Origin of the sequence: Prevotella sp. 10(H) (genome assembly GCF_000711235.1) — a bacterium.
Classification (GTDB): domain Bacteria; phylum Bacteroidota; class Bacteroidia; order Bacteroidales; family Dysgonomonadaceae; genus Dysgonomonas.
Genome location: NZ_JOMI01000001.1, coordinates 760,663 through 785,603 on the forward strand (window position 1 = coordinate 760,663; position 24,941 = coordinate 785,603).

Below are 24,941 nucleotides of genomic sequence, written 5' to 3' on the forward strand. Positions count from 1 at the left end.
TACTGAAAATCCAGTAGGCCAGATTTATAAATATAATTACCATGAAATTTATTATATCAAAGCTTTTTTGTTATTTGATCACACCCCTATTGATAATTTATTCTCTTTCCGGCTGTTCCGAAAAAGACGCCCATAACCCTGATAATAGTGATTCTCCAAGAATAATTAATATCATTAATTTTATCCGCCAGACGGACTATCGTATGGAAAATTCAGATAATCTGATGTTTGATGCGGTACAAAAACAGATAAACTTATCGAACAAATACAATTTTCCTACTACATTCTTATTTCAGTACGATGCCCTTATCAATCCCAAATATCAGGAATTGATGAAGACCAAACTCAATCCCGAATCTGAGATAGGCGCATGGTGGGAGATAACCCAGCCTCATGTTGAAGCTGCAGGGATGAAATGGAGAGGGGAGCACTCATGGGTTTCTACTGCAAATATTGCTTTCACTCCCGGCTATACACAGCCCGAGAGAGAAAAACTGGTGGATGTATATATGGAAAAATTTAAAGAAATATATGGTAAATATCCTAAATCGGTCGGGTCTTGGTTTATCGATTCCCATACTTTACAATATATGTATGAAAAGTACGGGATAGTAGCCTCATGCAATTGCAAAGACCAGGTGGGTACAGACGGATATACCCTTTGGGGTGGTTACTGGAATCAGGCATACTACCCTAGTAAGAAAAACGCTTATATGCCTGCCCAGACTAAAAGTAGTCAGATACCCGTTCCTGTTTTTCGTATGCTCGGCAGTGACCCCATGTATCAGTATGATGCAGGAGTGGGTACAAATTATCAGGGAGTTATATCACTCGAACCTGTATATCATAATGCAGGTAAAAATAAAAAGTGGGTTGAATACTTTCTGGAATCTATTGTTAACGAACCATGTTTAGCTTTCAATTATGCACAGGCAGGACAGGAAAATTCATTTACATGGTCTGGTATGGGTGAAGGATTGGAAATGCAGTTCCCGATATTTGATTCGTTACGCACAGCTGGAAAAATTAAAGTAGAAACATTGGAGCAATCAGGTAAGTGGTTTAAAGAAAAATTCCCTGTAACTCCGGCGACGGCAATTACAACCCTTACCGATATACGTAACGAAGGTAATAAATCGGTATGGTACAACAGCCGTTATTATCGGGCTAATTTGTATTGGGAAAAGGAAGGGTTTTGTTTCAGAGATATTCATTTGTTTGATGAGAACTTTCAATCCGAATATTTACATACTCCGGGAACAGGAAATCAGTTCTTCTACTATACACTTCCTGTCATCGACCGGTTTTACTGGAGTACTCCTGAAAATAAGACAGGGCTACGATTTATTAATATCGATGATAATGGTAATAAGTCCGAGATTATTTTAGCTAATCCTCTTCTTACCGAACCATCGGCAAGTACCCTGAAAATAGAATCTGCAGATAAGAAAGGTCGTAAATATATAATAGAATTGAATGAAGGAAATATTACCATTTCGTCCGACAATTCTGATTCTAAATGGATGCTGGAATTGAAAGTACCTGAAGACAGATTAGATAGATTACCGTTTCTTTCTTTCGAAAAATCAAAAATCGATGCAGAATTTAGAGGATATAAGTATGAAATCAAGTGTCAAGAAGGAACAATAGAAAAAGGAAGTAATTCAGATTATGTGTTCCGATTTATACCGTCTTCAAATAACAAGTTAATCATTGACTGTTCTGCAAAATAATTAAGGACATAATATTGCCATAATGAAAAAAATAAATCTAACAGCAATTCTCTTGCTCATTATTTTTCTATATTTTACATCTCATGTTAAAGCACAGGAAAAATCCGATCAGCTTATGGGCAATCGTTTCCTGACCTTTAATACGATTATACGTGTCAACCAGATCGAAGTAAGCCGCGACAGGAATGAAGGAATGGACGAACGCGGTGCTCATACTCCTGAACGCGTCATTGCATTCCGCGAGGCTATTTCCTCAGAATATCCCGAAGCTCGAATCACCTGGGCGTTCAGCTGGCTGGCCCTGCACGACCAAACCGACAACTATAAGAAAATACGTGAACTGGTAGTCGGCTATCATCATAAGTACGGGGATGATATCACTTTCATCCCGGGGGCTTACTTCGCAAATGCATATAATTCACGTGAGCAGGTAAACAAGGATCTGCACGACGGGCTGGCAAAAGTCAGCGAGATCGTAGGTAACGGATTCCGCCCTAAAAGTGTGCTGGCTGGATTCCTTGCTGCCGAAAATCAGCAGTATCTGGCTGAAAAGGAAGGTATTCATGTTTGTCAGGGAAACATATGGAGCCAATTCTCTATCGATAATCAGGACGGCGACGGGGCTGTTTCCTACCCTTTCTATCCCTCAAAAGAGCATTTCTGTAAACCGGCGCAGGGGAAAGACGATTTTATCGACTGTGTAAACCTCGACGGATGGTCGATGGATTTCCTTGCTGCCCGCAGGGATGGTTTTGCCGGAGGTTTCAACAGCCGGATGGGGGTAGGACCTATAGAAACGATTTATGCATACGGAAAGCTTATCGGACTCACAGAAATGCTGCATACAACAGCCTTACATTATGACAGGGGTTTTGAACTGAATGGCTTTGCATGGGTTACAAACTGCTGGGAATTATCACTACCGATCGATGTTTCAGGATTGAAAGACTGGCTGAACGAGATCAAGCGGAACTGGTCGGATGTAAAGTTTATCACTCAAGGTGAATTCGGATTACTTTGGAGGGAACATTACAAGGATAATTCCTTCAATTACCGTTTCGAACAGAAAGGTTCGGGCATCGGAGGTTCGGATATCAACCTGCAGATACGCTGGTTTATGAATAAGGATTTCCGGCTGGCGTTGGTCAAAGACTGGCAGAAGAACAGGAGAAATGCCGAATATGTAATTGATTTTACCAATTACAACCTGAAAGCGGAAGAGCCCAAGGATATGACACGCAAATGGAGCCTGCTGGGCGAAATCAACCAGAAACAGTCACGCCCGCAGGACAGGCCCAAACCTATCAATCAAATATCCGCAGAAGGAATTTCGTTGATTAAAAAACATTACCCATATCTATTCTGATAGTAACCGATGTAATAATGCAGAATAAAATGAAACGAATTATCATACAAATATTAATACTAACAATTGCATTGTCTGCTTTTGCTTCGGATAAAGTACCCAAAAAGACAATTTCGTTGGCAGGAGAATGGAAGTTCGCTTTAGACGAAAAAGACATAGGCAATTCTGAAAAGTGGTATAAGAAAAGTTTTACAGAAAGAGTAACTCTACCCGGCTCGCTTCAAGAACAAGGCAAAGGGTTTGATGTAACGATGAATACACCATGGACCGGAGATACGGGGCATTCTGCAACGGACCCCAAATTTGCTAAGTATCGTGTCTCGGGTAATATTAAGGTGCCTTACTGGCTAAATCCTGATAAACATTACGTAGGTGTAGCATGGTATCAGAAATCGATTGAAATTCCGGCAGGATGGGAAAACAGACCTGTGGAAATTCAGTTTGAACGTACGCACTGGGAGACTACCCTTTACCTTGATGGCGAAAAAGTAGGGGATAAAAATGCTTTGCAGACACCTCACCGCTATGTACTCAATAGTTTGAAAAAAGGCATTCATATTATAACGTTAAGGGTTGATAACAGAGTCAACATAGATGTAGGTAAAAATGCACATAGTGTCTCGGACCATACACAGTCCAACTGGAACGGATTGATAGGAAAGATGTCGATCACAGCTAAGACTTCTATGTATATAGATGACATCCAGCTATATCCGGATATTGAAAGTAAAAGTGTGAAAATTGAAGCTACAGTAAAAGGGAGTGCAAAGAAACCGACTCTCAGATTTTATGCGACTTTTAACGGGCGCAAAGTAGGCAAAGAAATTAAACTCGCAATTAATCCGCAGACAAATAAGGCAGAGGGAGTAATGCTGTTTGGCGAAGATATTAAACTATGGTCGGAATTCACACCGAATGTCTATCAAATGCATTCGACACTCGAAACATCTGATGGCGCAGATAGTAGAAGTATCGATTTCGGGTTTCGCAATTTCAAAACGAAAGGTATGATGTTTGAGATCAACGGGCTTACTACCTTTCTTCGCGGTACTCTCGAATGTTGCATCTTTCCTTACACCGGCTATCCGGCTATGGATAAAAGGTATTGGGAAAAGATATATTCTACATGTAAAGATTATGGTCTTAATCATGTCCGCTTTCATTCATGGTGTCCGCCCAAAGCAGCATTTCAGGTTGCTGACAGTATGGGAATATACCTGATGGTAGAGTGTGGAGGATGGGCCAATATAGGAGATGGTAATCCTCAGGACGAGTGGTTCAAAGAAGAAGGTGACCGTATACTTAAAGAATATGGCAATCACCCGTCATTCTGTATGCTTGCTTATGGTAATGAACCGAATGGAAAAAATCAGGTGAAATATTTGTCTGAGCTGGTCGATTACTGGCAAAAGAAAGACAACCGCAGATTATACACAGGCGGGGCCGGTTGGCCATATGTAGAAAATGCTGACTTCAATGCATGGTACGATACCCGTATAAGTGGAGGACTTGATAATGCACTCAATACCGGACTACCGAGAACAGACTTCGACCACCGCGCGCCTCTTATGAAAGTAAAGACCCCTATGATAGGTCATGAAATCGGACAATATTGCGTATATCCTAATTTCAAGGAGATAGCTAAATATACCGGAGTATTGAAAGCCAAAAACTTTGAAATATTTCGCGAAACTCTACAGGAAAGCGGATTGGCTGACATGTCAGAAAAATTTCTGTACGCTTCCGGAAAACTTCAAGCCATCTGTTATAAAGCAGATATAGAAGCAGCATTGCGCACTCCCGGACAGGCAGGTTTTCAACTGCTCGATCTTCATGATTTTCCCGGGCAGGGATCGGCTCTTGTCGGGGTACTCGATGCCTTTTGGGACAGCAAAGGATATATCTACGGTGAAGAATACCGTACTTTCTGTAACCAGGTTGTACCGATAGTACGATTTCCCAAACTGATATTGACTAATGAAGAGACGCTCGATGCAAAGCTTCAGGTTGCATATTACGCCGAGAAGCCTATGACGAATGCCGGATTGAGCTGGAAAATAGAGACCCGTGAAGGCAAGGAAATTAAAAATGGTCGTTTTACAGCCGATCTTCCCCAAGGAGGATTGTGCGATGTGGGAGTGATTAAAGCCTCATTCCCGCAAATAGACAAGCCGACACAATTAAAGGTTACTGTTCAGGTTGATAACACTCCATATCATAATTCGTGGAATATATGGGTTTATCCGGCGAAGCAAAGCAGTATTTCTAAAATGCCTCATATCGCACATACAATGGATAATGTTACTCTTGAGAAACTTCAGAATGGAGAGAATGTACTTCTGCTTGCAAAGGGTAATATAGCTTTCCCGAAAGAGTGTGAAATTAAAGTAGCCTTCTCCCCTATTTTCTGGAATACAGCATGGAGTGGCAATCAGCCCCCGCATACGTTAGGTATATATTGCGAAGCGAATCATCCGGCTCTGAAATCATTTCCTAACGATGGATATTCAGACTATCAGTGGAGAGATTTAACGATAGGCAGCGATGCAATAGTTATGAAGGATTTTCCAAAAGAGTTCCGGCCGATCATATATTTGATTGACGACTGGTTCCAGAATAGAAAACTAGGTTTACTGTTCGAAACGAAAGTAGGAAAGGGAAAACTTCTTGTTTGTAGCTCCGATTTGGAAAGCGACCTCAATACCCGTCTCTCTGCAAAGCAGTTCAAGCAGAGCATTCTGGAGTATATGGCATCGGATTCTTTTCAACCGAAAGATGAAATTGATTTGAATGTGGTTAAGGGATTATTTAAGTGATTTAAGAATTGTTTGGTGATTTTGATTTTCATTCTAATGCAGGTGAGGCAGTCTTTTATTTAAGGCTGCCTCTGGCTAATAAGATTATTGATAAATTCTTCATAGTTCATATTTCTTTATTTTTTTGAATAGACGAGTATCGTGTACGAGTATGGTTTCACTACATATACCGAGCTTTGCGAATAGGTCAATTCTTCTTCAATAGGAGTAATTTTTTCCGGTTCTTCCGGAGTATTCACATCCGTAAGGCTACCGGAAAGAGTAATAGCTTTAGCTATCGCAATATTTTCGAATCCTTTTAATTTTAGATTTACAGGTAAAGGCTTGTCTCCGGTATTTGCCAAATGGAGTACGACCTGATTTCCGTCTTCGCTGCGAGTAGCAGTAACATCGAGATTGCCATCATTATTTCCAACAAAACTGCTTACAAGCAATGGCTGATGATAGCGGGAAGCCATCTGCTGTGCATAATAGGGCGGCATACCCCATACCTGAGATGGAGTAAAAAATATCTGACCCTGGTTCCATCCGTTATCATTTTGCTTATACGGCTCGAGTGCATTGGCAGGGCACGAAGTAAGGACAAAATCGCCCATACGGCGCACAGCATTCTGTGTAATAATATGCCCCAAAGTCCTGCGTATATTATGAGAATTCCCGTTTTCTTCAAAAATGGCACATTTCATATTGGTGTCGGGATTCCAGCTCAAAAACATTTCTTTCATTTTCTTTAACTCCCTTTCTACTCTACTGGCCGACCCGAAATCATCTACCCAAGGATGATAGTCCCAATATGCAGCTTTGCCATCTAAAGCCCGAAACACCATTTCCATATTTTCCTTCGATTCAGGTCGCCACCATGCGGAATTAATAAAAATCAGATCGGGGTCTTTTTTAGTCATAGCGTCATATAGCAGGTTAAAGCGTTCGATGTAATGCCGATACCCTTCTCTATCATCAGCAAAGAGCAATTCTTCATTCCCGATTTGTATATACTTTAATCCATATGGTTTCGGGTGACCATCCTGAGCACGTTTCCTACCCCATTGAGAAGTAACCGGACCATTGAAATATTCAATCATATCTGCCATATCTTCAGGAGTCTCTTCTATATTTACGGCAAATGAAGGAATGAAGCCCGCAGCCTCAGCATACTGCATGAACTCTACAATACCAAAACCATTCGTTGTGAACTGGTACCAGTTACCTCTGTATTGTGGACGTTTATCCGGATCACCGAGCATTTTCTTAAACCTGTATTCCGGAGAATTAATCATAGAACCGCCATAGCGCAGAAATGTCAATCCCTGATTGATAAAGGCTTGCCCGATATCATTCCTTAATGGCAACCCTTTGAACTGATCCTTACCGGTGCCTGTGAGGACTGCCTGATCTATCCATACTTTGCCCGCACCCTCAATATAAATTGCAAAGCGGACATTAGGGTCTGTTTGTGCAGAAGTCAGTTTAAAATCATGTTTCTGCCATTCTTTGCCTATACCCTTTATTTGCATCCGGGCATATTCGTGTGTACCGTTTTCATTCTGTAGTGCGACGAATACAGATTTTGCAGAACCCTTGAGATATATCCGTCCCTGAAACCGTTGTCCTTTCCGGACAGAAATACCCCAATGGTTCAATCCCTTATTAGAAACTCCAACCTTTCCTTTGCCCTTATTTTCTATAGTTTGAGATAACAATCCGTTATACGCATCACTATCAAGGGCAAATGAATATTCAGCATCCGGCGAATAAAGCGGCCGCCACATAGCGCTCACATTATATTCGCTTGTATACGAAAAATTAGGTTCGTTGGTTTTTAACCCGTCATTTATCTTCAGATTGCGGAAGCCAACATCCGTATGCGTTGCCCGTAGACCTACCTTCCCTTTCAGGAGAGGTTGACGGGTATCTTCGTATGCAAATATCAATTGTTCATTCAGGTACACCATGAACTTAGCACCGTTGAAATTCACCCGTAATTTATTCCATTCTGTAGGTTGAATATTAACGGCGGCACTTCCCAATTGCTTCCAGTCTTTCATATGTTTACCAAAGGTAAATCCCCGACCGGATGTAGATAATGAGAACTCATATCCATTAAAATTATCGAAGCCTTCACCAACTTCATCGGCATGCAGGATAAATCCTGCACTGGTACCATGTATGTTATCGAAACGGATTTCCATCTCAACCCAGCCTTTGCTGAGTTCAGCCTTGTCATATATGAGTTTTCCCAACGGGGTAGAATAGACATAAGCTGTTTCTCCGGTTACTTTCCACTGGGCATCATACATTGTAAAATCATCAAATTTGAGTACGGGAGCCCCTTCTTCGAAACTTTCTCCATACAGACGCTGATCATAGAACCCTCCGTAGACCTCATGGTTAACATCCTCCATACCCGACCCGTAAAGCAAGGGATTAATGGTATTTTCTACCTTCATGGCATCCACATCAATAATAATACTTTCTTCTTTATTCTGCGCATGCATATTCACTAAGAATCCGACAGAGATAAATGTAACCAGAAATAATTTTTTCATTTTATAAATCATAATATTTTGTCCGTGTTTGTTATTCAGATACTTTCCTGTATTCTTGTTCTACATCCGAAAATACCACCAGCTATGTTACTAGGTAAAGCTTTCAGGAATATTGTTGTCCTGATACCCGACCCGTCGTGTATAGCAAATTCTTCAATGCTAAAAATAACTCCTTTTTTCATGGTGTAGATATTAGCAATCGCAAATATACATTATCCTCAACCAACTAGTACGATCTGGTATGAATATTTTTTATGCTTTATAACACACACTGGTACGAACCTGTTGGACCCAATTATTTGGAGGCGGAAATATTTATAAATATTTTTGCATTAAAAAGAGTACATGAAAATCAAAGAGTCTAAATATAAATTGGTTGTCAATCATGTTGTAAACAAAATAAAGGACGGAGAATTAAAAAAGGGAGACTGGATACCGTCTCTCAATGAATTCCGAAAAATATACAATCTTTCCCGCGATACTGTATTTGCCGGTATAAGTGAATTGAAGTCAAGGGGAATTATTGACTCTGCCCCGGGCGTAGGGTACTATGTAACAAGCACAAAAATACCTTCCAAGAATAACATATTCTTACTGTTTAACGAATTTAATGAGTTTAAAGAAGATATTTATAACTCTTTTATTGCAGCCTTGGGAAAAAATGATTCGGTAGACCTGTATTTTCACAATTATAACAGAAAAGTATTTGAGACGTTGATAAACGATGCAAACGGAAAATATACGACGTATGTTATTATGTCGGGAAAATTTCAGGGTATCGAGCCATTATTACAATCTATAAACGGAAAGGTTCTCCTGTTAGATCACTTTCATCCCGAACTGAAGAATAAATACTCTTCAGTCGCCCAAAATTTTGAAAAAGATACATATGAAGCTCTCAACTTCGGATTATCATATATCATGAAATATAAAAGGATATTTATGGTACAGAGTGAAGAAAAAGAGCCATACGAACGTTACGACGGACTACGTCGATTTTCCGAAAAGCATGGCTTCGAACACAGATATCTTAATTCTGTAAAAAACAGGAAGATAAAGGAAGGCGACTTATTTATTGTGGTTAATGACAGAGATTTGATTGATGTAATAAAACTGGCAGATAAAGAAGGCTATACACCCGGAAAAGAATATGGTATAATTTCATATAACGATACGCCTTTAAAAGAAATATTAGTAGGTGGAATCACTACCTTGACCACTGACTTTAAGGAAATGGGGAAAACGATGGCTTTACTCATTAATAAAAAAGCGATTGAGACAATCGAGAATCCGTGGAAATTGAATATCCGCAAATCATTGTAACTTGTTAATTACGACTGCATATCAGAGCAGTATCTGTTATAAATAGTTTTTTATATCTATAAAATATTTCATGAACATAGTGCGATAAGGTACAATTATTTTTATTGAAAATAATTGTACCTTACTTTTATATACTGTTTTTATTATTACATTTGCAAATGTCTGGAAAAAAGACTAAACTCATTCCAGATATTAACACAAAATAAACAAACACACCTTAGCTATACATTATGAGCGAATATGCGACAAAAGGTGCTATCTTAATGTGCACTGGAGGGTCTGCTCCAAGCAAATTACAAGTAACAAGTAACAGTCTATTATCTGTACAGGGAAATTTGGTAGCAACTATATCAGATAAAATCTCTAATATGAATATTATGCCATTCGGGGCATGTAGCTTAAAACCATTTAGTCCGCCATGTGTTCCGGCACCTATTATGTGGACCGGTTTTTTACCTTCTGTTGAAATACCCGGAGGAAATCCGCTATTAAAGACTTCGACGATTCAGTGTGCCTGTGGCGGTATGATCCGTTTTCAAAATTCAGGACAAATGGAACCGGCAAAAGTAGTCCTTAATCCAATGACTCCACAGATCGATGCATTGAAAAGAGCAGCACAAGATGCTACCCCGTTTTGCGAAGAATGCGAAAAACTAAAAAAGCAGAAAAAACCTAAAATATTAAATATATATTGGATAGATGAGTCAGGGGAACCCCAATCCATCGATCAGTTAATACCCAAACAAGAAGTGACTCTTTGTATCGATGTAGAAGATGGTGTCGTTGGTAAAACAGTAGACTTGATAATTGAAGCCAGTGATGGCAAAAAATTTAAGGGTGGAAAAACAAAATTAGAATATAAGAGTATTCTTATTGAAGATGATAATACTGCTTATATAGACAATTTTTCAATCGAATATGAAAATAATTGAAGGTTATGGGATTACTCGATTTATTTTTTAATACTACGAACAAAAAGCCTACCTCACAGAGTAGAACTGGAGAAGGCATTCTTAAAATGACTGGAACGATTCAAGGTCAGGACGAAAAGAAAACTGTAGAGAAAAAAGTTCCTCAACCCAAAATTAAGGCTGTAAACTGGGCAACACAAACCGGAAAGAAAACAAATAAAGGAGAGTATGGCAAAGAGTTATATTTACACGTTGATACAGAATTTGCTCAAAATTCGTTTTTATCTGCTTTTATTGTTATCCATAGTGATGATTGGCCAGAAGACTATCTTTCGTTACGGCGGGTGACAAAATATGATTTATTCGGAAGAGGGGAAACAAATGAGTTTGGCATCAGTATACCTAATCCTAATGCTCCGGAGAAAACTATATTTAATCTTACACCTAATGCCGATTGGTTAAGTGATGCTGCTATTGACGAGAGTGAAATTACAGCAATTGTATACATATTTTGTTATATGAATATTTTGCCAATCGAAGATAACTCTCCTAGATTAAGAGAAATAAATGATGCTATTAAAAGGGATGATAATGCTTTTCGTAATTATAGTTCTGTAAGGGAAAACAAACCGATGATTGTCGACCAGAAAGAAACGGAAAAAATAAAAATCAGAAAAACGGTTAACGTCCCTTGGGTAAGCAGAGCTTTTGAGGAGATGCAACTTGGCGTAAGAGAGGGTACTAATAACGACGCAACAAGCCCTGTAAAATATTTAAATTATGAAGGTGTGCCTAAAACTATGCGATCAATTTCAGAAGCCACAGCATGGTGCGGCGCATTCGTAAATTATGTACTTGAGGAAACTGGTTATACCGGACAAGAGGTGAATCCTCTTGCCGTAGAAAATTGGAACGGTACTTGGCGAACATGGGGTGACGGAGTGGAAATAGATGAGCCAAGTTATGGAGCTCTTGTTACATTCGGAGATACTCACATCGGACTTGTTGTAGGAATGAGTAAAGATGAAACAGAATTATTTGTATTAGGAGGCAATCAGGCAGATGAAGTAAATGTAAGCAAGTATGCAATAAAGACCAATTTCAAATATTTTTTACCTCAGAATTACACACCCTTCAGTTTCGAAAATGATCCTGAGTTCTTAAAAGAATCGTATGAGGGAACTATAACAAACGGATCCCGTACCACATAACAAATCAAACGAATAGATGATGACAATAAATAAAATAGTTTCCTTCTTAGCATTTACCTTGATCTTTTTATCTTGCGGAGATAAGTTGAAAAGTCAAAAGAATACGGACAACGATAATATAGTTACAGTACAGGCTGATATAATAACTGTACAATCATCCGATACTATATTGACGAATGATGAAGTTATCATCTATTTTGAAACATTCAGAGGTCTCTTGACAAAAGGAGAGATCGAAAAGCTTACTGACTTAGTTCATTTTCCCGTCGAAGGAGATTATTCGTGGGAACGAACGAACGAAGATGGAAAAGTTGTTCGAGATTTTAACCCCTATCGGGGAAAAGAAGATTTGATCGAGAACTATTCAAAATTATTTGGTGAAGATTTGGTAAATGTGCTAGAAAAGGTAGATTTTCAGAAAGCTTTGGAAGAAAATTATAGTGTAACAATAAAGAAAAAGCCGAATGTTGAAATCAGTTTTAATGTTGATTTTATAAATTGGCTGGAGCCTATAGAAAAGCAGAAACCGACAATGGTAAGCTTCGGGCTAAATTTTGATGAAATAGACTGTGATATTTGTGAACACGGAGTTATATATCGGTTTCAAAAAGTTGACGGAATAATAAAACTTACAGCAATCCAATTTGTTGGATAAAAAGAAAACATCAAACTTTACATAATGTGGACAATAACAGACAAGCAACTAGAAGATATCGACAAAAAAATAAAGGCGGAAAAACAAAAATCCGTATCAAAAGGGGATCCATCTCAAAAAAAGAATGATATCAACAGCAAATCAACACTGTCAGATAAGAATGAAAATCATTTGGACTCTTACTCTCCATCTGAATGTCAATCAATAAATTCTTCACAATCCGGTACGAATGCCATTGACATCAATAGTGTTATACAACCTTGCCGTTTATATGAGGTAATATCAGTAAGTGATATGAATGCCGATAGAAATTATAAACCGTTTGAAGTTATACTCATAAATAGAACTTCAGAAAACGATGCTGAAATTGTAAATGAAATTGATGTGACAGATAAAGCCTGTACTGTCGATGTATGTAAAGAAGTAGAATTTCATGCTCGTTATGAGAAAGATGTGAACATCGAGGACAAAGATATCGACTGGAAAATTGAGGTCAATAACAGTGAGTTCGATTTTAATTCTATTAAGGAAATAATAGGAACTCCTAAAAAACTGAAAGGGAGTATTATAAACTTTATTGTCCCCAAAGAATGGGGGCAAAAAACAGTCTTCCTTATAGCTACAAACAAACAATATCCTGATAAAAAGGTACGAACAAAAATATATGTCAAAGATCATATTGTAGCGGCATTTTACAGAGTCGACACTGATAATGCCAAGGAAATTTATGTTTATGATATTTTGGATGGCGGAGGCACAAATAACCTTATTCCTATATGGCCGGTTTATCACTTTCAGGGATTATATAAAGATAAGCACCGTTTTTATCTTTCAACAAGTACAGGAAATAATGTTCATTCATATGCATATATAATCGATGAAACGGAAGATTCAGCAGAAGGATGGAATTTGAAGCACTATGGAACAAAATATTTTAGAAATAATAAATTGAAAGATTACAGTCATCCCGGAGGCCTTCAAAGCTCCAATGGTTTATTAATGGTGGGGTTTGAAAAGTACAGGACATTAGATCTCGGTACGATGGAAAGATCAATCATTGCTTTTTTCGAAACAGAAGGATATAATGAAATCAATGAAATCCGTATAATCAAAGACGAAGAATACAAAGGAAAAGAACTCCAATTTCCTCAGAATAAAGATAAAATAAAAAATGAGCTGGCTTCAGCCTCGGGCATTATTTATATTGATAATAAGTATATAGATGAAAAGCAATATGTAATAAATAAGTGGATTGCCGCTTTGAGGGGAAATGCCGGGGCAATTGATTTTTATGTAATAAAGAAAGGTTTTAAGAAATATGAAATAAATCAGATATCGAATAAATATGAAGCCGTCGGCAGCTTTCAGAATGTCCATCTGTTTCTGAACGAGAAGAATGACATATATATGATTGGCATGCAAAGTGCAAAAGGTAAATTCGATGATGGCACACAAACTAATTTTTGCTGGCTGTATAGATTAGATATTCAGTGGGAAGAAACAGATAATGATATACAGCCAAAAGATATTCAAATAATTCCCGTTTGGATAGACAAAGAAAACGGCGAATTGAAAGAAGGTGACAATTATAAAGAGATAAATAAACAGGAACTGAATAAAATCAAATTTACTACTCAGAAGCCCGCTTCCTTCGAATGGTCTTCCTGCGTCTATTTAGAAAATAAATATAGTGGCAAAGAAGGCTTTACGGGAGAATTTAAAGTATATGTGACCGGTTCTGTAGTAGAATGTGACTATGCGATTAATGAAACAGCCGCCAGAGAGGCTTACGATGATTATGTAACATCATATCAGGAAGATCAGTTTCATAGAGAAAATAATGGAGATGCCGCATCACATAATGGACATAGAGATACTTATGAAGACCAGATCTCATATGGTATACATAATGGAGATACCTCGTATGGCGGTCGTATGCTCTTGTATGAGGAGTTCAAGCAAAAAGAAGAATTCCGTTATCCTATCAATCCACGTATTTACTTCAATATATTTTCAGAAAAATCATGAATATATTTAAAAGAAAAATTATAACGAAAAATGTAGGGGAAACGATTCAATTGAAAGTTGATCTCTATACTTTCACCACAGTACCTGAAAATGTTGTGAATAATGTGAAGTGGAAAATGAAGAGTTATACAAAAAAAGATATTATTGAGAAAAAACATCGTTTATACGAAATTGCAGATAACGGAGTCGATATCGGGTCTAACTATGCGATAAGCACAGAATATAAAGTTCAGAAAACCGACGAAAACAAATACTTGAAATTCTATGCCAATATTCATATTTTTGATGTTATGGATCAATCTCAAGTTTACTTTATAGAATCACCTTACAATGGCGATATTAGTATAAAATCAGTAAAATCGGAATCGGTAAAAGTTGAACCAGGCAATTCGGTGCGCCTTACTGTGGAATTCAATACCGACAGCAAAAATCTAACGGGGGTCAAACAGGCTGTGAAATGGATGATTCGTATCGATGATAAAGATGAACGACTGGTAATAGACGATGTAGTCATTACAGGAGATGATATATCTTTCAGTATTCCGGACGAATGGCAGTGGAAAAATGTAATACTGATGCCATATTTAAAAGATTATACCCCCGCTATAAGCCATATGTTCGAAGTCGAGAATCTAACAGGGGTAGCAACAGAGTATATTTTTGAAAAGAAAGGCGAAAGATTTGTCTATGTGCATAAAAGACTTCAAAAACACGGAAATAACTTCGGTAGAGTAAAAGACACAAATATAACGTTCCGGTTTGCCGATCCGGTAAATGATCCGAAAACAATAGAGATGGAGACCCGTAACGAATATGAAACTCCCATCCGTTATTTATATTTCCCGACAGATGATCAGATATTAAATGATTTAGAACGCGCTGGAGTTAACAAACTAAAAAATCAATTAACATGGCCTGCTTATTTAAAAGACCATAGTAACGCTTCTCAGAATGAAGGTGAATTAGATTTTACAGTCACGTCGCAGATTCACGGATTTGGACTGCAGTCTGATTATCTTTATCTGAGAAAAGATCCTAAAGGTAATTATGTAGGACATAATAGAAATAACTTTGGTAATTACTTATGGGGAGCTGCCTGTAAAGCTCTGGGTGTACCTTTGGAAATTGCATTGCTTGGCGCTCATGCCAATAATGTCATCAATGATCCGTCTAACAGAGGTAAAGATTGGTTAGATAGAGAATTAGACAGTAGTGATGATCAATTCTCTATCTTTCTGGGTTGGAAATGGAGAGAAGCAAAAGGAATAAAGATAAAAGCAGAAAAGACTAAAGAATTTATCAAAAAAGCCAGTGATTTTATAAAATTTTAATCCCGAATGAAAAATACATTTTATATTATTTTCTTTTTTCTTCTTTTAATCATAAATAGTTGTTCCTCCAAACAAGGAGAAACAAAATCAAATCAACCTTTGGACATCCTTTCTATAAGGATAGACAGTCTTGACAATATTTATGATTCATTTTGGAGAAACGAAGCTCTTATATATAAATATTGGAATAAGGACAAAAAAGAAAAAGAAGAGTATGAGCCCCTGTTGTTGAGAGCTTTTAATGATAAGAAAGATACTGTCTTTTTCAAAGTAGATAATAAAAGATGGTTGCCATTAGATAGTCTTTATCTTTATCGGAAACTGAGCGAAGAAAGCACAACAAAGGGAAAAATCGAATACTGCTTTAATTTAATGTCTGAATACTCAATACATAGTATATGGAATGATAGTTTAGAAAATGCATTACATATTTCATACAACAAAAATCTATACATAAATATAAAAGACACATCACACTATCAATATAGAGAAAGATTACTGCATATTCAGTATAACTGGTGGAAAATGGAGAAAGAAAATGCGGAATAATATAAAAAACTCCTCCTGTATCCTTATGTTATAAAAACATGTTTTATAATATAAATAAAAAATAGTATTATTAAATTTATTATATCATACAGTCTATAAATGCGTTATATCTACACCAATAAATTTCATTCATAATATTTAACACTTCATTCTTAAAGATTATTTGTCAAATTAGTTTTTTATACGTTAATTTGCAGCCAAGGTACTTTTTAAGTACATAAGACAAATGAAACACACAAAAGACAAATAGAGCACAAGAGTAATATAAGGAATCAAAAGGCGAGTATAAAATAGAACACAAAGACAAATAAAGCACAAAAGACAAATTAAATGAAAATTACAAACATTTTCTCTCAAGAAGAGATATTATTGGATTTTACAGACATACACAAATGCAGGACTACTTTATCTAAAAGAGATTCATCTTTTTATAATCCTACATGCAAGAAACCATTATGCGAGCATAATGCAACATTCATGCAATTATGCGGCCGTATGGTCAAATTTTCCGAATATAAAATTAAACTTTACACAACATTACTTACTGAAGCATGTAAAAGAACATGCAAGAACATCAAATTTAACACATTCTGCACAAAAATTTCAATACCTCTTTCACACAAGGAGGAATTTTACTTGTTGTCTTCGATATATTTGTCTTCCCCTCCTTTTCTTATCCGCCACTTGTGAAAGAAACCCGGTAAGGTTAAGAGGTATTGATTTTTTTTTGTGTACAACCATACTGAATAAATAATAACCTAATAATAGACTACATGAAACAAGTAAGCTTTAGACAAATAACTTATCATAGATGTCCCTCTGCTCCATATAAAGCGTAATGAGATAGAGATAGAAATAGAGATATAAAATATAGAAGACATATATTTCTATAGGACACAACAGAGTAAAGGAAAGACAATAATAAGAGGACATAGCTGCGAATACGAAATAACTTTCTATATTTCTCAATCCAGCTGATGATAAACAAACAGAATAAGACAAAAGATATCTGAATTGTGTTCTCCTAAAGAGTTTACGGACACATTTAACTATCTGCATTCGAATAGCAATACTAAACAGACAAAAACTATGCAATTAATAGACGAAATTGATAATAGTATTGAAAGCTATTTATATAAGAAGACTTCTACATCACATAAAATATATATTGTTACCACAATAGCCATATTAGTCGTATTCATAGCTTTACCTTTTATCTATATAGATGTTTCGACACAAAGCACAGGCGTGATCCGCCCGAAAGGAGAAAGGACGGAAATCAAAGCTTCAGTATCCGAATTTATCGACTCTGTATATGTAAGAGAAGGACAATCAGTAAAAGAGGGAGATATTCTTTTAAGGCTAAGATCTTCGAATGTCGGCTATCAGATCAATTATCAGGGAAGAAGAAAAGAAGAATATGCAAACCATATAGCAGACCTTGAAGTATTGGTAACCAGAAGGGTTCCCGGCCATTTTAAGTCTTCACTATACCAACAGGAATATATGTCGTTCCGAAAAAAGGTAACCGAAGCTGAAACTTCCCTCGAAAAAGCAATGATAGACCACAACAGAAATCAGGCATTACACGAAAAAGGTGTAATCTCTACGGAAGAATTTGAAGGCTATATCCATGCACAACGGCAGGCTGAAAATACACTGGCTACGATCAGGGAAACACAATACAGTGAATGGCAGACAGCACTGAAAAATTATAAAGAACAGTTGATAGAGTCGGAAGCTAACCTACTACAGGAAGAGAAAAATCTGGATATGTATTACATAAAAAGTCCTATTAACGGAACACTGGATCTTTTCTCGGGAATATATACCGGAGGCTCTGTCCGTACAGGAGAGACTTTGGCTATTATCAGTCCTGATGCAGACCTCTATGCAGAAATACAGGTATCTACACGTGACATTGGCTATATTACCGTAGGCATGCCAATTACCGTGCAAGTAGAATCTTTCAATTACAACGAATGGGGAGTAATAGACGGAACTGTTACCGATATATCATCCGACTTTTTTCAGGATACAGAAAATAATACTACATATTATAAAGTAAGATGTAGTATGGAGAAAAATTATTTAGAACTGAAAAACGGACGAAAAGGATACCTGAAAAAGGGAATGAGTATAAGGGCCAATTTTATTCTGAACAAAAGGTCGCTGTTTGAATTGATTTACATGAAAGCCGATGAAATATTCAATCCTAAACAATACCAGTAAAAAGGCAATATTATGAAGACAAATACTAAGATACTTTGCAAATAGCAGATGAAAAAGAACACAAAAATAAAGCAACACGACATTACCGACTGCGGGGCTGCCTGTCTGGCTTCTATATCGGCTCATTACGGATTATTTTTCCCTATTGCACGTATCAGACAATATGCATCTACCGACAGGAAAGGCACCAATGCCTTAGGGCTGGCAGAGGCTGCAGAAAAGCTTAATTTCTCGGCTAAGGGTGTTAAAGCCTCAATAACTGCAGTAAAACAAAAATTAATACCATTACCGGCAATAGCACATCTCCACATAAAAGATAAAGGTTGGTATCATTATGTGGTAATCTATAAAATTACCGATAAGACCATAACCGTGATGGATCCTGCAGATGGCGAATTCCATGCATTGAGCTATGAAAAATTTGAAGAATCATGGACAGGAGTCATAATCATACTGGAACCAAAAGCTCAATTTGTAGGAGGAAATGTAGACCAAAGCCTGAGCAGAAAATTCTTATCACTACTGCTACCTCACAAATCGGTGATGACTCAGGCCGTTTTTGGTTCAGTCATATACAGTATTCTTGGGTTATCTATGGCTATTTATGTAGGCAAAATAACGGATTACGTATTAGTAGACCAGAATCTTAATCTGCTACATCTCATGGGTGTTATCATGGTTGTCATTCTCATTTTAAGGACTTTCATAGATATCATGAAAAGTGTTCTGGCTCTCAAAACCGGACAGAAAATAGATGCCGCCCTGATACTGGGATACTATAAACATCTGATACGTTTGCCTCAGAACTTTTTCGACACAATGCGCGTCGGAGAAATCATATCGAGGGTAAACGATGCCGTCAAGATCAGATATTTTATTAACAATGTTGCTCTTGATCTCGTTGTTAATGTTCTCATACTATTTTTCACTCTGTTCATCATGCTTTTCTATTCATGGAAAATGACATTGGTAACACTTATTTCAGTCCCTTTATTCTCGATTATTTATTATTTCTTTAATAAACTCAATAAAAAGTTTCACCGGAGAATAATGGAGAATATGGCAGACCTTGAATCTCAACTTGTAGAATCCCTCAATTCAATAAATACCATAAAGAGATTTGGAGTCGAAGAATTTGCGAATGCAAAAACAGAAAGTCGTTTCGTTAGACTTCTCAAAAGCACATATACCAGCGTAAATGGCAGTATCGTTGCAGACAGTTCCATTGAATTCGTTTCAACAGGTACTACGATCCTTATTCTCTGGATAGGTAGCACATATGTTATAGATCAGGAAATCACTGCCGGATTATTAATGACATTTTATGCCCTCATCGGTTATGTACTGTCCCCGATTAGTTCTTTAATTTCAGCCAATGAAGATATTCAGGGTGCTGTTATCGCAGCTGACCGTTTGTTCCAGATTATGGATCTGGAAAGAGAAGCCGATAATACACACAAAGTGCAGATAGTACCGGAAATGATCGGTGATATAAAATTCGAGAATGTCCATTTCAGGTACGGAACCAGAAAAGATCTATTTGAAGACCTTAACTTCATCATACACAAGGGTAGAACCACGGCTATAGTCGGCAAAAGCGGTTCAGGCAAAACAACTATAGCCTCGCTTATGCAAAAAATTTATCCTATAGCCGGCGGTTATATCAAAATAGGTGATATGAATATAGAACAGGTTTCGGATCACAGCCTGCGCAGAATAGTAGGTACCGTACCTCAGAAAGTAGAATTATTCGCCGGCAATATTATAGAAAATATTGCATTGGGAGAACTGGAACCCGACATGAATAAAATCATACAATTATGTAGCGACCTGGCATTGGAAAAGCTCATCGACGGACTTCCCCAAAAGTACGAAACACAAATCGGCGAACAGGGAGCATCGCTCTCCGGAGGGGAAAGGCAGAGAATGGCTATAGCCAGAGCCTTGTATAAAGATCCCGAAATCTTAATTATGGATGAAGCTACATCTTCGCTCGATTCTTTTTCTGAGAAATATGTTAAACAGGTATTGGAACGTCTAGCTAAAGAAGGAAAAACTATTATTTTGATTGCCCACCGTCTGACTACCACGAAAGATGCAGATCATATCATCGTACTCGAAGAAGGAAAAGTAAGAGAAACAGGAAATCACACAAAACTTATGGACACTAAGGGAAGCCTCTATCGGAAATTATGGGAAGAACAATTCAGTATCCTTTGATAAAATAAAGCAGCTATGTCTATACAAAAATATATCGACAGAATGAATTACCTGTACAAGCTGATAGAAAACGAATCTACAGGATCACCGGAGGAATTAGCCGCAAAGCTGAACCTATGTAAAAGACACGTATTCAATATGTTGAATGACCTAAAGGATCTGGGTGCCGAAATTAAATATAACAGGATAAAAAGGACTTATTATTTCTCAAATTGCTTTATGATGAGTATAAATATCGAGGTAGAAATACTCGATGAAATAAAGTTGATATAATCTTTAGCCTTTTTCCCAGAGTGCAATTTTATTTCACTCCCGAACCGTACATTTGTAATGAGATTAGATGAAGACAATATCATTATGTATTGTCACTTTACAAAATTATTATCATTTATTAAAATCTTAATTTTATGAAAACAAATTATGCTACAGAAGTGCGGGAATTGTCCATGCAGGAAATGAGAGAAGTTAACGGAGGTTGCTGCTTCCTTAAGTTTATTATCAAGCTTCTTAAATGCTGCAAACCAAAACCTTGCAAACCATGTAAACCTTGCAAACCTGGAGGCAACAATCCTAGCAAACCTGAAGATTAAGAAAAAAATGACCAGCTTATACTCAGGTATGAGCTGGTTTATTTAATCTGAACAGAGCCCCATTGTAACACAAACATAAGCTTACGACTTTACTAAACAAATTAAAAAATTAAGAATCGTCATAAAAGTATGATAATTGTTAATTTTTTCTTCGCTTTTTGCTTTATCTATTTGATATATTAACACATCATGAAACTCAAATTATCAGTTGTTTCTTTACTTGTTATTATAAGCATCTACTTAACACCTGCATACTCACAGATAACTATCGGAAGCAGCAATGAGCCCATAAAAGCTGCAATTCTTGATATAAAACAAAAACAACCCACTAGCGACAACGAAACCGCTACCAAAGGAGGTTTACTGATGCCCCGTGTCATTCTGGTAAATCTGAATTCACTGGCTCCACTGTTGGAAACTGCTTTAGCGAATGATAACGAGCAGAAATTGCTTCATACGGGTCTCGTTGTATACAATATCAATGGTGCACATCCAAAAGGGATGTACTACTGGACCGGAATCGAATGGAAATTGATTCTCGGAAGAGATGTCACAGGGATGGAACCGTGGAATAAAGTCGGAACCACTACCAGTTCAGAACTAAACACCGATGACTCTTATTTGAATGCCAAGGCTGTAATCAACGGAACTACCACACATAAAATTAATGGAGGAGAAGATGCAATTCTCACTGTCACCGGAGGTGATGCCAGTATAAACGGAATAACTGTTGGTAAAGGTAAAGGAAACATTGGAGACAATACTGCAGTAGGACAATATTCTTTACGGAACGCAACAGCCGGAGGAAGCAACACTGCGATCGGCAATAATTCACTTGCGCAAAAAACAACAGGTGGTACTAATACTGCTATAGGATATGGAGGATTATCTGCAGTGAACGCAGCATCTGATAATACAGCTGTGGGATTTAATGCCGGAAGCAATATCACAACAGGACAAAACAACCTTACTATAGGCTACCAGGCACTAGCACCTGTAGCGACATCATCTAGTCAAATAAATATAGGTAATGCATTATTCGGCATACAGGGTAGTACCATTGCAGATGGAAAAGTCGGTGTAGGTATCGCAACTCCAACCGCTACATTGCATGTAGACGGAAGTATGTCTCTCACAGATGCACCACTCGTTACAGGAAAAGTTCTGGTAGTAGACTCTGATGGAAAAGTAGGTATCAGGGAAACGACTCCTATACAATATATATATGTACAAAGTACTCAGCAAAAAACGTTCAACAGCACAGAACTTAATACCCTTAACAGTACATCAGATTTAGTTGTGCCATGGTTAGCATCAGATATGTTTTCCAACAATAACATCGTAGAATTCGTATCGGCAAGCAATTCGTTCAAAATAAAAAGATCTTTTGCAGCAGAAATATCGGGTTATGTGAATTACAGAACAGGAGCAGCCTATCCTTCGGCATTTTCTACCAGTGATCCTGCGACAAGTAGCTTCGACAGAGATCATGGTTCATCTCTTCTGAATCTCAAAATACAAATATCTACGGATGACGGTAATACATGGAAAGACTTATCTAATACCCGCGGTATATGGACTTATGGCGCTCTCGGCGATCAGACGCAGACAGTAGAAACTCCAGTTGTTATCAAAGACTTATATGCAGGTAACTTAATCAGGATGGTAATACAAAGACCTACTTCTTCCCAAGCTCCGCGTATGGGTATAACTCATGGCAGTACTGCGTCGATAGTATGTCCTCCTGGTATGAAATATTCGAGAGGAATCAGAATCGTCGGATTATAAATATCTCTTTGCAAAAAACAAACTGTACATAATACAAACGGTTATGAAGTTCAAAATATATATCAAACCCGCATTTATTATATTGTTTATATTATGCTCTATCCATAGCTTTTCACAGGTTACGATAGGTAATGATGAGGCTCCGGTAAAAGGTGCCCTGTTAGATATAAAAAACATAGTACCAACAGTAGGAAATACTGATCCCTCAAAAATTGAAACATCCCAAACAGGAGGTATGGTTCTGCCCAGAGTAAACCTTGAAGCATTAAATACATTATCCCCCTTTGTGACAACTCCTAATGATCCTGATGTAAAGAAGATACATACCGGTTTGGTTGTTTACAATGTTAAAGTAAATAGTTCTGCCTCGTTGGTACAAGGAATATATTGTTGGGATGGAAATAAGTGGAATTTACTTATTGCAGGTAAGGTAGCTAATAGTCCTTGGTATAAAGTCGGCACCACTAGTCCGTCCTTATATAATACAGACAATTCTTATCTTACAGCTAAAGTTGTTGTAGGTGGCACTACCGTAGACAAAATAAACGGAGGTGATGATGCAGCCCTTACCGTTAAAGGTGGGGACGCCAGCATCAACGAAATTACTATAGGCCATGGTAAGGCCAAAATAGTCTATAACACAGCTGTCGGTAAAGATGCATTAAGTAAAAATACCACGGGATCAAATAATATGGCGACCGGGCTATCTGCACTACTTGAAAACACCATAGGAAGTAATAACATAGCACTAGGTGCCTCGGCATTGTCAACATCGTCGACAACTTCAGGTAATATAGCAATAGGAGCAGATGCCGGAAGTTTGTTAACAATTGGCAATAATAACATACTACTCGGTGAAGGCATACAAAAATCCGGTGTAGAAGCAACTAAGATAAATATTGCGAATACCATATCAGGCTTACCCGGAGCAACTGTTGAGGACGGAAGAATGGGGATCGGCACAAATGACCCTAAGGCGACCTTGCATATAGCAGGAGATATGAAATATACGAATGCGCCTCCTATCAGTGGAGGTAGTGTTATGATGATAGATGATAATGGTTATATTGGTAAAACCCTCTTAGCTCCACGGCTTTTTACTTCGATAGAGGTAGTAAGTTCCAAACCTCAAGATATAGGAACAGCAATAAATAACGGTAATCCTATTCCCGTAAAATGGGATGATGTCGATTTTACCAGAAAAGATATAGCAGAATTAGGTTCAGGCAGTGATAATGAAATAGTATTCACTAAAACCGGAGTAGGAAGTATGTATGAAATTTCAGGGTATGTTTCATATAATACTAAGACATCAGCGCCGTCGACTTACCCAACTAATATAAGCACTGCGCAAAGTACTTGGCTGGCTGTCGTTAATGTAATGATACAAAAGTATAACGGTAGCACTTGGGAAACTCTTACTGCCGCACAAGCGACATGGACCGGATCGGCTATGGGGTTGCCAAAAATGATCAATATACCCCCTACCCCTGTATTTCTAAAACAAAACGATAAAATTCGTATGGTAATACAAAAACCGTCACAGGGAGTAAATCATGGAGGAGCGTTGATCGAAACTCTCATAGCAGGTTCAGGATTTACCAAAGGGTTTAAACTAATTAACTTGTAGTGAAAAAAAATA

18 protein-coding genes are annotated in these 24,941 nt (G+C 37.6%); 16 read left to right on the forward strand and 2 right to left on the reverse strand.

Annotated features, from left to right (window positions below):
- Positions 1-41: 41 nt before the first annotated feature.
- From K348_RS0103120 to K348_RS0103130, 3 genes are read left to right on the forward strand one after another with little or no spacing between them, the layout of a single operon-like run.
- A complete protein-coding gene (locus K348_RS0103120; RefSeq protein ID WP_029902818.1) occupies positions 42-1,733 on the forward strand; it encodes a hypothetical protein in 1,692 nt (563 codons plus the stop codon).
- A gap of 22 nt (positions 1,734-1,755) precedes the next feature.
- A complete protein-coding gene (locus tag K348_RS0103125) occupies positions 1,756-3,099 on the forward strand; it encodes a DUF3863 domain-containing protein (RefSeq protein ID WP_029902819.1) in 1,344 nt (447 codons plus the stop codon).
- Positions 3,100-3,128: 29 nt separating this feature from the next.
- A complete protein-coding gene (locus K348_RS0103130) occupies positions 3,129-5,915 on the forward strand; it encodes a sugar-binding domain-containing protein (protein WP_029902821.1) in 2,787 nt (928 codons plus the stop codon).
- Between the two features lie 116 nt (positions 5,916-6,031).
- Here K348_RS0103130 and K348_RS0103135 read toward each other — a convergent pair whose 3' ends face one another.
- Together K348_RS0103135 and K348_RS19365 are read right to left on the reverse strand one after the other, a co-directional pair.
- The gene (locus tag K348_RS0103135; protein ID WP_197027620.1) at positions 6,032-8,461 is read right to left on the reverse strand and encodes a family 16 glycoside hydrolase; all 2,430 of its coding nucleotides are present in this window, start codon (positions 8,459-8,461) and stop codon (positions 6,032-6,034) included.
- A gap of 35 nt (positions 8,462-8,496) precedes the next feature.
- Positions 8,497-8,643: a hypothetical protein gene (locus K348_RS19365; protein ID WP_231496733.1), complete on the reverse strand. Its 147-nt coding sequence runs from the start codon at positions 8,641-8,643 to the stop codon at positions 8,497-8,499.
- Positions 8,644-8,806: 163 nt separating this feature from the next.
- Between K348_RS19365 and K348_RS0103145 the strand changes: the two genes are divergently transcribed.
- From K348_RS0103145 to K348_RS0103200, 13 genes are all read left to right on the forward strand, one after another.
- The gene (locus tag K348_RS0103145) at positions 8,807-9,784 is read left to right on the forward strand and encodes a GntR family transcriptional regulator (RefSeq protein WP_029902825.1); all 978 of its coding nucleotides are present in this window, start codon (positions 8,807-8,809) and stop codon (positions 9,782-9,784) included.
- A 230-nt stretch (positions 9,785-10,014) separates the two neighbouring features.
- Positions 10,015-10,716, forward strand: coding sequence for a DUF4280 domain-containing protein (locus K348_RS18720; protein ID WP_051697567.1), 702 nt, complete (start codon positions 10,015-10,017; stop codon positions 10,714-10,716).
- 86 nt (positions 10,717-10,802) lie between these two features.
- On the forward strand, positions 10,803-11,906 hold the full coding sequence (locus K348_RS0103155; RefSeq protein WP_156032739.1) for a hypothetical protein: 1,104 nt from the start codon (positions 10,803-10,805) through the stop codon (positions 11,904-11,906).
- A gap of 16 nt (positions 11,907-11,922) precedes the next feature.
- Positions 11,923-12,561: a hypothetical protein gene (locus tag K348_RS0103160; RefSeq protein ID WP_029902831.1), complete on the forward strand. Its 639-nt coding sequence runs from the start codon at positions 11,923-11,925 to the stop codon at positions 12,559-12,561.
- 24 nt (positions 12,562-12,585) lie between these two features.
- The gene (locus K348_RS0103165) at positions 12,586-14,589 is read left to right on the forward strand and encodes a hypothetical protein (protein WP_029902834.1); all 2,004 of its coding nucleotides are present in this window, start codon (positions 12,586-12,588) and stop codon (positions 14,587-14,589) included.
- The gene (locus tag K348_RS0103170; RefSeq protein ID WP_029902836.1) at positions 14,586-15,920 is read left to right on the forward strand and encodes a polymorphic toxin type 44 domain-containing protein; all 1,335 of its coding nucleotides are present in this window, start codon (positions 14,586-14,588) and stop codon (positions 15,918-15,920) included. The genes K348_RS0103165 and K348_RS0103170 overlap by 4 nt, the downstream gene beginning before the upstream one ends.
- A 6-nt stretch (positions 15,921-15,926) precedes the next feature.
- Entirely contained in the window at positions 15,927-16,469 is a 543-nt protein-coding gene (locus tag K348_RS0103175) for a hypothetical protein (protein ID WP_029902838.1), read from the forward strand.
- 1,089 nt (positions 16,470-17,558) lie between these two features.
- Positions 17,559-18,701, forward strand: a complete 1,143-nt coding sequence (locus K348_RS0103180; RefSeq protein ID WP_029902840.1) for an HlyD family secretion protein — start codon at positions 17,559-17,561, stop codon at positions 18,699-18,701.
- 48 nt (positions 18,702-18,749) lie between these two features.
- Positions 18,750-20,921: a peptidase domain-containing ABC transporter gene (locus tag K348_RS0103185; protein ID WP_029902843.1), complete on the forward strand. Its 2,172-nt coding sequence runs from the start codon at positions 18,750-18,752 to the stop codon at positions 20,919-20,921.
- Positions 20,922-20,936: 15 nt separating this feature from the next.
- Entirely contained in the window at positions 20,937-21,194 is a 258-nt protein-coding gene (locus tag K348_RS0103190; RefSeq protein ID WP_036930048.1) for a hypothetical protein, read from the forward strand.
- A 134-nt stretch (positions 21,195-21,328) separates the two neighbouring features.
- Positions 21,329-21,511 (forward strand): hypothetical protein, encoded by a 183-nt coding sequence (locus tag K348_RS19160; protein ID WP_156032741.1) that lies wholly within the window; start codon positions 21,329-21,331, stop codon positions 21,509-21,511.
- Positions 21,512-21,700: 189 nt separating this feature from the next.
- A complete protein-coding gene (locus tag K348_RS0103195; protein WP_029902847.1) occupies positions 21,701-23,299 on the forward strand; it encodes a hypothetical protein in 1,599 nt (532 codons plus the stop codon).
- Positions 23,300-23,342: 43 nt separating this feature from the next.
- Entirely contained in the window at positions 23,343-24,929 is a 1,587-nt protein-coding gene (locus K348_RS0103200; RefSeq protein ID WP_029902849.1) for a hypothetical protein, read from the forward strand.
- Positions 24,930-24,941: the final 12 nt, after the last annotated feature.

What these genes read in the sequence shown, in the direction of transcription:
- K348_RS0103165 (WP_029902834.1), top strand. Translation starts at nt 12,586, where the DNA reads ATGTGGACAATAACAGACAAGCAACTAGAAGATATCGACAAAAAAATA.
- K348_RS19365 (WP_231496733.1), bottom strand. Translation starts at nt 8,643, where the DNA reads ATGAAAAAAGGAGTTATTTTTAGCATTGAAGAATTTGCTATACACGAC.
- K348_RS0103130 (WP_029902821.1), top strand. Translation starts at nt 3,129, where the DNA reads ATGAAACGAATTATCATACAAATATTAATACTAACAATTGCATTGTCT.
- K348_RS0103175 (WP_029902838.1), top strand. Translation starts at nt 15,927, where the DNA reads ATGAAAAATACATTTTATATTATTTTCTTTTTTCTTCTTTTAATCATA.
- K348_RS0103180 (WP_029902840.1), top strand. Translation starts at nt 17,559, where the DNA reads ATGCAATTAATAGACGAAATTGATAATAGTATTGAAAGCTATTTATAT.
- K348_RS0103120 (WP_029902818.1), top strand. Translation starts at nt 42, where the DNA reads ATGAAATTTATTATATCAAAGCTTTTTTGTTATTTGATCACACCCCTA.
- K348_RS18720 (WP_051697567.1), top strand. Translation starts at nt 10,015, where the DNA reads ATGAGCGAATATGCGACAAAAGGTGCTATCTTAATGTGCACTGGAGGG.
- K348_RS0103155 (WP_156032739.1), top strand. Translation starts at nt 10,803, where the DNA reads ATGACTGGAACGATTCAAGGTCAGGACGAAAAGAAAACTGTAGAGAAA.
- K348_RS0103170 (WP_029902836.1), top strand. Translation starts at nt 14,586, where the DNA reads ATGAATATATTTAAAAGAAAAATTATAACGAAAAATGTAGGGGAAACG.
- K348_RS0103160 (WP_029902831.1), top strand. Translation starts at nt 11,923, where the DNA reads ATGATGACAATAAATAAAATAGTTTCCTTCTTAGCATTTACCTTGATC.
- K348_RS0103200 (WP_029902849.1), top strand. Translation starts at nt 23,343, where the DNA reads ATGAAGTTCAAAATATATATCAAACCCGCATTTATTATATTGTTTATA.
- K348_RS0103145 (WP_029902825.1), top strand. Translation starts at nt 8,807, where the DNA reads ATGAAAATCAAAGAGTCTAAATATAAATTGGTTGTCAATCATGTTGTA.
- K348_RS0103195 (WP_029902847.1), top strand. Translation starts at nt 21,701, where the DNA reads ATGAAACTCAAATTATCAGTTGTTTCTTTACTTGTTATTATAAGCATC.
- K348_RS0103185 (WP_029902843.1), top strand. Translation starts at nt 18,750, where the DNA reads ATGAAAAAGAACACAAAAATAAAGCAACACGACATTACCGACTGCGGG.
- K348_RS0103125 (WP_029902819.1), top strand. Translation starts at nt 1,756, where the DNA reads ATGAAAAAAATAAATCTAACAGCAATTCTCTTGCTCATTATTTTTCTA.
- K348_RS0103135 (WP_197027620.1), bottom strand. Translation starts at nt 8,461, where the DNA reads ATGAAAAAATTATTTCTGGTTACATTTATCTCTGTCGGATTCTTAGTG.
- K348_RS0103190 (WP_036930048.1), top strand. Translation starts at nt 20,937, where the DNA reads ATGTCTATACAAAAATATATCGACAGAATGAATTACCTGTACAAGCTG.
- K348_RS19160 (WP_156032741.1), top strand. Translation starts at nt 21,329, where the DNA reads ATGAAAACAAATTATGCTACAGAAGTGCGGGAATTGTCCATGCAGGAA.